This is a genomic window from Pseudomonas sp. PNPG3, assembly GCF_023093815.1.
GTDB lineage: Bacteria > Pseudomonadota > Gammaproteobacteria > Pseudomonadales > Pseudomonadaceae > Aquipseudomonas > Aquipseudomonas asiatica.
Genome location: NZ_JALLKV010000071.1, coordinates 16,518 through 23,731 on the forward strand (window position 1 = coordinate 16,518; position 7,214 = coordinate 23,731).

The 7,214-nt window shown below is 63.8% G+C and carries 8 protein-coding genes; 6 read left to right on the forward strand and 2 right to left on the reverse strand.

Annotated elements, in window-relative coordinates:
- Positions 1-24: 24 nt before the first annotated feature.
- Both MJ643_RS27630 and MJ643_RS27635 read left to right on the forward strand, forming a co-directional pair.
- Complete coding sequence (locus MJ643_RS27630) at positions 25-1,179, forward strand: MFS transporter (protein ID WP_015269353.1); 1,155 nt, start codon at positions 25-27, stop codon at positions 1,177-1,179.
- Positions 1,179-1,715 carry an oxidase gene (locus MJ643_RS27635; RefSeq protein WP_024086505.1) on the forward strand — a complete coding sequence of 179 codons (537 nt, stop codon included), beginning with the start codon at positions 1,179-1,181 and terminating at the stop codon, positions 1,713-1,715. Before MJ643_RS27630 ends, MJ643_RS27635 begins: the two co-directional genes overlap by 1 nt.
- Positions 1,716-1,776: 61 nt before the next feature.
- Here the strand turns inward: MJ643_RS27635 and MJ643_RS27640 are convergent, their stop codons facing one another.
- The gene (locus tag MJ643_RS27640; protein WP_013971511.1) at positions 1,777-2,049 is read right to left on the reverse strand and encodes a DUF3509 domain-containing protein; all 273 of its coding nucleotides are present in this window, start codon (positions 2,047-2,049) and stop codon (positions 1,777-1,779) included.
- A 265-nt stretch (positions 2,050-2,314) separates the two neighbouring features.
- Between MJ643_RS27640 and MJ643_RS27645 the strand changes: the two genes are divergently transcribed.
- Positions 2,315-2,839, forward strand: a complete 525-nt coding sequence (locus tag MJ643_RS27645; RefSeq protein ID WP_041506198.1) for an ankyrin repeat domain-containing protein — start codon at positions 2,315-2,317, stop codon at positions 2,837-2,839.
- A gap of 60 nt (positions 2,840-2,899) precedes the next feature.
- Positions 2,900-3,430, forward strand: a complete 531-nt coding sequence (locus tag MJ643_RS27650; RefSeq protein ID WP_015269356.1) for a hypothetical protein — start codon at positions 2,900-2,902, stop codon at positions 3,428-3,430.
- 123 nt (positions 3,431-3,553) lie between these two features.
- Here MJ643_RS27650 and MJ643_RS27655 read toward each other — a convergent pair whose 3' ends face one another.
- Positions 3,554-4,492 carry a ZIP family metal transporter gene (locus MJ643_RS27655; RefSeq protein WP_023661858.1) on the reverse strand — a complete coding sequence of 313 codons (939 nt, stop codon included), beginning with the start codon at positions 4,490-4,492 and terminating at the stop codon, positions 3,554-3,556.
- Positions 4,493-4,617: 125 nt separating this feature from the next.
- Here MJ643_RS27655 and MJ643_RS27660 point away from each other — a divergent pair, with 125 nt between their 5' ends.
- Together MJ643_RS27660 and MJ643_RS27665 are read left to right on the forward strand one after the other, a co-directional pair.
- Positions 4,618-4,809: a PLDc N-terminal domain-containing protein gene (locus MJ643_RS27660; RefSeq protein WP_247727145.1), complete on the forward strand. Its 192-nt coding sequence runs from the start codon at positions 4,618-4,620 to the stop codon at positions 4,807-4,809.
- A gap of 241 nt (positions 4,810-5,050) precedes the next feature.
- The gene (locus tag MJ643_RS27665) at positions 5,051-7,126 is read left to right on the forward strand and encodes an LTA synthase family protein (protein WP_013971516.1); all 2,076 of its coding nucleotides are present in this window, start codon (positions 5,051-5,053) and stop codon (positions 7,124-7,126) included.
- The last annotated feature ends 88 nt before the right edge of the window (positions 7,127-7,214 follow it).

Sequence of the window (7,214 nt, forward strand, 5' to 3'; positions counted from 1 at the left end):
CCGGCAACCCCAATAGGCGACCCCATGCAACCAATCCCCTACTGGCGCCTGTCCAGCTTCTATCTGTTCTACTTCGCCCTGCTCGGTTCCACCGCCCCGTTCCTGGCGCTGTACTTCGACCACCTGGGCTTCTCTCCGGCACGCATCGGCGAGCTGGTGGCCATCCCCATGCTCATGCGCTGCATCGCACCCAACCTGTGGGGCTGGCTGGGTGACCGCACCGGCCAGCGCCTGCTGATCGTGCGCCTGGGCGCATTGTCGACCCTGGCCACCTTCGCTCTTATCTTCCTTGGCAAAAGCTACGCCTGGCTGGCGCTGGTCATGGCCCTGCACGCATTCTTCTGGCATGCGGTGCTGCCGCAGTTCGAGGTCATTACCCTGGCCCACCTGCACGGGCAAACCGCGCGCTACAGCCAGGTGCGCCTGTGGGGCTCGATCGGCTTCATCCTCACCGTGGTCGGCCTGGGCCGGCTGTTCGAGTGGCTGAGCCTGGATATCTACCCGGTGGCGCTGGTCACGATCATGGCCGGTATCGTCGCCGCCAGCCTGTGGGTACCCAATGCCCAGCCGGTGGAGCAGGGCGAGCGCAGTGGCGCGGGCGGCTTCCTGCAGCAACTGCGGGCGCCGGGGGTGGTCGCGTTCTACGCCTGCGTGGCACTGATGCAGCTCAGCCACGGGCCGTACTACACCTTCCTCACCCTGCACCTGGAGCACTTGGGCTATGCCCGGGGTGCCATCGGTCTGCTGTGGGCACTCGGGGTGGTGGCCGAAGTACTGGTGTTCATGGCCATGAGCCGTATCTTCGCGCGCTTTTCGGTGCAGCGGGTGCTGCTGGCCAGCTTCGTGCTGGCGGCGCTGCGCTGGCTGTTGCTGGGCAACCTGGCCGGCGAGCCGGCGGTGCTGGTGTTTGCCCAGGTGTTGCACGCGGCCACCTTCGGCTGCTTCCATGCCGCCAGCATCGCTTTCGTGCAGGCCAGCTTCGGCGCCCGCCAGCAGGGCCAGGGCCAGGCGCTGTATGCGGCGCTGTCGGGCACTGGCGGTGCGCTGGGGGCATTGTATTCGGGTTACAGCTGGAAACTGCTGGGGCCCACCTTCACCTTTGGTATGGCCAGTGCCGCAGCGTTGGCTGCAGCCGTTATCATTGCCCTTTGTTCGCAACCGACCAGGACCCGCCCCTGATGAGTATTCTCAGCGTTTTCCACCCCTCCAGCCCGGAACTGCCGAACAAGGTGTTGACCCACCACGACGATATCGTTGCCACCCTGGCCGAGCAGGGCGTGCGCTTTGCCCATGCCGAGCATGGCCTGCGTGTGCGCCCTGGCACCGCCCAGGAGGAGGTACTGGAGGCCTGTCGCGAGCACCTTGACCAGTTGATGACGGCGCATGGCAGCAAGGCTTTCGTGTTACTCAACCGTGAGGGTGAGGCCCCTGCGCAGGTGGACGTTCGCGATGAGCATGTGCATGACGCCGACGAGGTGTTTGCCGTCGTCAGCGGGCGGGCTCAGGTTGGCCTGCGTGCGGGGGATTGGGTGTATTCGGTGCTGTGCGAGAAGGGCGACCAGCTGGTGCTGCCGGCGGGGACTCGGCGCTGGGTCGAGCTGGGCGATACACCGTTTTGCTTGGCGTTGCGGTTGTACAGCAGCGAGGAAGGGATGCAGCCGAGGTTTACCGGGGATGTGACTGCGCGGGCGTTTCTGGGCATCGACGAACTGTAATGGCTTTACCGGCCTCTTCCCGGGCGAGCCCGCGAAGAGGCCAGATCAACCAATACAAAACTCAGCGATAAGTCGGCAAGGCAAACCGCTGCTGGCTCTGCAGCATCGAAATCACCGGCAATTCACTGGCCTGCTCGGCCAAATCGCGGCGAATCGCACTGATCGCCCAGGACAGCTGCTCGGCACTGTGCAATTGCGCGTAGGTCAGCACGCGGCGGGTGACCTTGCCATCAGCTGCGCGCAGGGTCAGCAGCACACCGCCGTCTGGGCGGGCCTGGGTATTCACCTGGTAGGCCGAAAATACCGAAACGAACTTTTCCTGGATGAGGTCCATATCAACTCCTGGCTGTTGCGTGGCAGACGTGAGTTGATCGTTGCAGTGACCGTGCCAGGAAGCTTTTTCTGAAAAAATCCTTTAATTTCAGTAGGTTACGTATTTTTCGCCGAAGCGCTGTCGTGCAACCTGCATGGTCGTGCATTTTGCACAGTGCATATTGCACGACCCGCGGCCAGCTATCGCCCCGATAGAATCTGAACCTTTGACCCGGCAGCCTTGCCTGACAAAGACTTGGGCAACGATTTCTGCCAGGAGGTTCCAAATGTCCAGCCAACCCACGCCCACCACCATGACCGACGACGAAACCGCCGCCTTTGCCGAGCAGGTGTTCGAACGTGCCCGCCAGGGCGATGCCGAGATGCTCGGGCGCCTGCTGGCCAGCGGCCTGCCGGCCAACCTGCGCAACCACAAGGGCGACACCCTGCTGATGCTGGCCAGCTACCACGGCCACCACGACGCAGTGCGTGTGCTGCTGGCGAATGGCGCCGACCCGCTGATTGCCAACGATAACGGCCAACTGCCCATCGCCGGCGCCGCGTTCAAGGGTGACCTGGCCATGATTCGCCTGTTGCTGGAGCACGGCGTACCGGTGGACGCCGCCGCGCAGGATGGCCGCACCGCACTGATGCTGGCAGCCATGTTCAACCGCAGCGAAATCCTCGAGTACCTGCTGGCCCAGGGTGCCGACCCGGCCCGTCAGGATGCCCGTGGTATCACCGCACTGGTGGCAGCGCAAACCATGGGGGCCGTGGACGCCGCAGCGCGCCTGCAAGTGCTGGCCGGCTAACCGCAAGGGGGCATTTGCGGCTATCCTTGGCGACTTTTCACCCGTCGCAGGCCCCCTTTCATGAAAACTCAGTTGCTCGAATTCATCAGCCTCATTGGCGCTGGCTGCATGCGCGAGGAAGACATCGAGCGCATCGCCGACGAGGCCGCCCAGGCCTACGCCGACCCCGCTGCCTTCCTGGCCGCCAACCCCGACATCAACTACGACGACAGCTTCCCCATTCCGCTGGGCGAATGGGTGGTGCTGGGCAGCCTGCCGGACACCGTGGTGTTCCAGGCCGACAGCTACCAGGACCTGTTCCAGCAGATCAGCGACTCGTTCGACCAGAGCGTGCCGTTCACCCTCAAGCCCAAACAACTGGCCCGCACCGAGCCGCTGACCGCGCTCAATCGCATTCAGGTGCAGATGGGGGCGCTGAACAAGGAGGCGGGTGGGTATGTGCTGCTCAACTTCAGCCAGTTGCTGGATGACGAGCTGCAGATGGTGATGGTAGGGCAGAACGACCTGGCGCGGGTGCTGGAGCTGGGGGCTGAGGTGGGGATCAAGGTCGAGCCGGCCCTGGAGGCCCTGAAGGTCGCCGTGCACATCTGATTTCAGCGTTTGCTTCTTCGCGGGCATGCCCGCTCCCACAGGATAATCACTGGGCCCGAGGGCAGTGGAGTCCTGTGGGAGCGGGCAAGCCCGCGAAGAGGCCGGTTCAGGCAACCTGAATAATCAGCCCAGCGCGGTATCGAGGAACATCATCACCGCAAACCCACCCATCAACCCCAGGGTCGCCGCAGTCTGGTGCCCATTGCGGTGGGTTTCGGGAATCACCTCGTGGCTCACCACGAAGATCATCGCCCCCGCCGCCAGCCCCATGCTGACCGGGTAGGCCAAGGCAAAGCCGGTCGAAATCCCCAGGCCGATCACCGCACCCAGCGGCTCCATCAGCCCCGACCCGATCGCCACCAGCGCGGCTTTCAGGTTCGACAACCCGGTAGCGCGCAAGGCCAGCGCCACGGCCAACCCCTCGGGGATGTCCTGAATGGCGATGGCGCTGGTCAGCGGCAGGCCGATGTTCATGTCGCCATTGGCAAAGCTCACGCCAATGGCCATGCCCTCAGGCAGGTTGTGCAGGGTAATCGCCAGCACGAACAACCACACCCGGCTGATGCGCTCGGCCTCCGGGCCGCAAGGGCCGGTGCTTTCGTGTTCATGCGGGGTGAAGCGGTCCAGGCCCAGCATTAGCAGCACGCCCAGGCCCATGCCCAGCACCACGGTAAAGGCCGCGGCCGGGCCGTTACCGGTAATTTCGCGGGCGGCATCCAGGCCCGGCAGAATCAGCGAAAACGAACTGGCCGCCAGCATCATGCCGGCGGCAAAACCCAGCATCACATCCTGGGTGCGGGCCCTGACATCGCGCAGCACCACTGCCAGCACCGCGCCCAGCGCCGTGGCGCCAAAGCCGGACAACCCGCCCAGTGCGGCCAGGTGCAGGTTTTCGGCGTGGTCGCCGTTCACTGCGTTCCACAGGCTGGCGGCCAGCAGTAGCACCACTGCCAGCAGGCTCAGCCCCAGGCCGGCGCTGAGCCACGGGGTGTTCACGGCCTGCTGGCGCCAGGCGTTCAGCAGCGAGGTCGGGGCGGCGCTTTGAGTGTGGGCGGGGGGCATGTGAACCTCGAATCAGTAAATAACGGCAGTCTACTCAGGGACCTGCGGCAATCGCCAAGGATTCCCTTCTATCGCCTTGATAGCTGACTATGCTGTGCAGCAAAGCCTTTGACAGGAGTTTTGGCATGGGGTCGACGTTCAACAGCCTGGTCGGGCTGATCATCCTGGCGCTGGATATCTGGGCCATCCTGAATGTGATCAAGAGTGGCAGCGAAGTGGGCATCAAGGTGTTGTGGGTCCTGCTGATCGCCTTGCTGCCGGTGGTGGGGCTGGTGATCTGGGCGATCGCCGGGCCACGGGGGAATGTGCGGATCTGAATGGCTGTGCTGGCCTCTTCGCGGGTGAACCCGCTCCCACAGGGGGATCACTGGACCTGAGGGCAGTGATCTTCCTGTGGGAGCGGGCGTGCCCGCGAAGAGGCTGTAACAGACAAAAGCGGCAACACCCCCGTGACAAAATTTTCACATTGGTTTAAACAGAATCCGCACCCGCACAATGCTGCGTTGGTAAACACCTGCGCCATCTCCGCAAACCCGCAATCCTAGGACCTTCCCATTCATGGCTAACCTGGACGCCTTGAAGCAACGGGGCGCGCGAGCGTCGTTCTCGCCCACCCTGAAATCCCACCTGGCCTACACCCTGCTCAGCGGCCTGGTGATCATGCTGATGCTCAGCCTCGTGCGCCTTGCGCTGCTGGTCTACAACAGCGACATGATCGGCGATACCCCCAGCGCGACCGTCGCAGAAGGCTTTCTCAATGGCTTGCGCTTCGATCTGCGGGTAGTGGTGTACATCAGCATTCCGCTGCTGCTGGCCATCCTCAGCCCCTGGGCCATGGCCCGGCGTGGCCTGTTCCGTTTCTGGCTGACCATCACCTCGAGCGTGGTGATGTTCCTCGGCCTGATGGAAATGGACTTCTATCGCGAGTTCCACCAGCGCCTCAACGGTTTGGTGTTCCAGTACATCAAGGAAGACCCGAAGACCGTGCTGAGCATGCTCTGGTACGGCTTCCCGGTGGTGCGCTACCTGCTGGCCTGGCTGTTCGGCACCTGGCTGCTGAGCCTGCTGTTCAAGGGCATCGACCGCATGACCCGTGGCAACGGTGCCGGCGAGGTCACCCTGCAGCGCCGTGCAGCGCCGTGGTACAACCGCCTGGCGGTGTTCATGGTGATCCTGCTGGTGGCCGTGGTCGCCGCCCGTGGCACCCTGCGCCAGGGCCCGCCGATGCGCTGGGGTGATGCCTTCACCACCGATTCCAACTTCGTCAACCAGCTGGGCCTGAACGGCACCCTGACCCTGATCGATGCTGCCAAGAGCCGCTTCGGCGAAGACCGCGCCAACATCTGGAAGCCGGTGCTGGAGCAGGACGTGGCCACGCAGAGCGTACGCGAGCAGCTGCTGACCGCCCACGACACCCTGGTCGATGCCGACGAGGCTGCAATCCGCCGCGACTTCGTACCGCCGGCAGAGCGCACCCTGCCGATCAAGAACGTGGTGGTGATCCTGATGGAAAGCTTCGCCGGCCACTCGGTGGGCGCGCTGGGCAGCCCCAACAACATCACCCCGTACTTCGACAAGCTGGCCAAAGAGGGCCTGCTGTTCGACCGCTTCTTCTCCAACGGCACCCATACCCACCAGGGCATGTTCGCCACCATGGCCTGCTTCCCCAACCTGCCAGGTTTTGAGTACCTGATGCAGACCCCGGAAGGCGGCCACAAGCTCTCCGGCCTGCCAGCCTTGCTCAGCGCCCGCGATTATGACGACGTTTACGTCTACAACGGCGACTTTGCCTGGGACAACCAGTCCGGGTTCTTCGGCAACCAGGGCATGACCACCTTCATTGGCCGTAACGACTTCGTCAACCCGGTGTTCTCCGACCCGACCTGGGGCGTGTCCGACCAGGACATGTTCGACCGCGGCGCCGAAGAGCTGGCCAAGCACGATGGCAAGAAGCCGATCTACGCGCTGCTGCAGACCCTGTCCAACCACACCCCGTACGCGCTGCCCAAAGACCTGCCGGTAGAGCCGGTAACCGGCCAGGGCCGCCTGGACGAGCACCTCACTGCCATGCGCTATTCGGACTGGGCGCTGGGGCAGTTCTTCGAGAAGGCGCGCAAGGAGCCGTACTTCAAGGAAACCCTGTTCGTCATCGTTGGCGACCATGGCTTTGGCAACCACCAGCAGGTCACCGAGCTGGACCTGGGCCGCTTCAACGTGCCGCTGCTGCTGATTGCCCCAGGCATCCAGGAGAAGTTCGGTGCGGTCAACCACACCGTGGGCACCCAGGTCGACATCGTGCCGACCATCATGGGCCGCCTGGGTGGCCAGGCCCGTCACCAGTGCTGGGGCCGCGACCTGCTCAACCTGCCTGAGGGCGACCAGGGCATGGGCATGATCAAGCCATCGGGCAGCGAGCAGATCGTCGGCCTGGTACAGGGCGACCGTATCCTGATCGAGTCCAAGGACATGACCCCGCGCATGTACCGCTACCAGCTGGGCAGCGAGTTCAAGGCCGAGCTGATCGAAAGCCAGGACCAGCCGGAAATGCTGAAGAAGCTGGAAGCGTATATCCAGACTGCGACCAAGAGCTTGCTGGATAACACTGCTGGTGTAGTGCACGGCACGCCGAAGTAGATCGGGGCCGTTTCACGGCCCCTTCGCGGGCACGCTGAACTGGCCTAATGATCCCGGACACCTCTTAAGGGCGATATGATTCGCCCAA

What these genes read in the sequence shown, in the direction of transcription:
- MJ643_RS27630 (WP_015269353.1), top strand. Translation starts at nt 25, where the DNA reads ATGCAACCAATCCCCTACTGGCGCCTGTCCAGCTTCTATCTGTTCTAC.
- MJ643_RS27635 (WP_024086505.1), top strand. Translation starts at nt 1,179, where the DNA reads ATGAGTATTCTCAGCGTTTTCCACCCCTCCAGCCCGGAACTGCCGAAC.
- MJ643_RS27640 (WP_013971511.1), bottom strand. Translation starts at nt 2,049, where the DNA reads ATGGACCTCATCCAGGAAAAGTTCGTTTCGGTATTTTCGGCCTACCAG.
- MJ643_RS27645 (WP_041506198.1), top strand. Translation starts at nt 2,315, where the DNA reads ATGTCCAGCCAACCCACGCCCACCACCATGACCGACGACGAAACCGCC.
- MJ643_RS27650 (WP_015269356.1), top strand. Translation starts at nt 2,900, where the DNA reads ATGAAAACTCAGTTGCTCGAATTCATCAGCCTCATTGGCGCTGGCTGC.
- MJ643_RS27655 (WP_023661858.1), bottom strand. Translation starts at nt 4,492, where the DNA reads ATGCCCCCCGCCCACACTCAAAGCGCCGCCCCGACCTCGCTGCTGAAC.
- MJ643_RS27660 (WP_247727145.1), top strand. Translation starts at nt 4,618, where the DNA reads ATGGGGTCGACGTTCAACAGCCTGGTCGGGCTGATCATCCTGGCGCTG.
- MJ643_RS27665 (WP_013971516.1), top strand. Translation starts at nt 5,051, where the DNA reads ATGGCTAACCTGGACGCCTTGAAGCAACGGGGCGCGCGAGCGTCGTTC.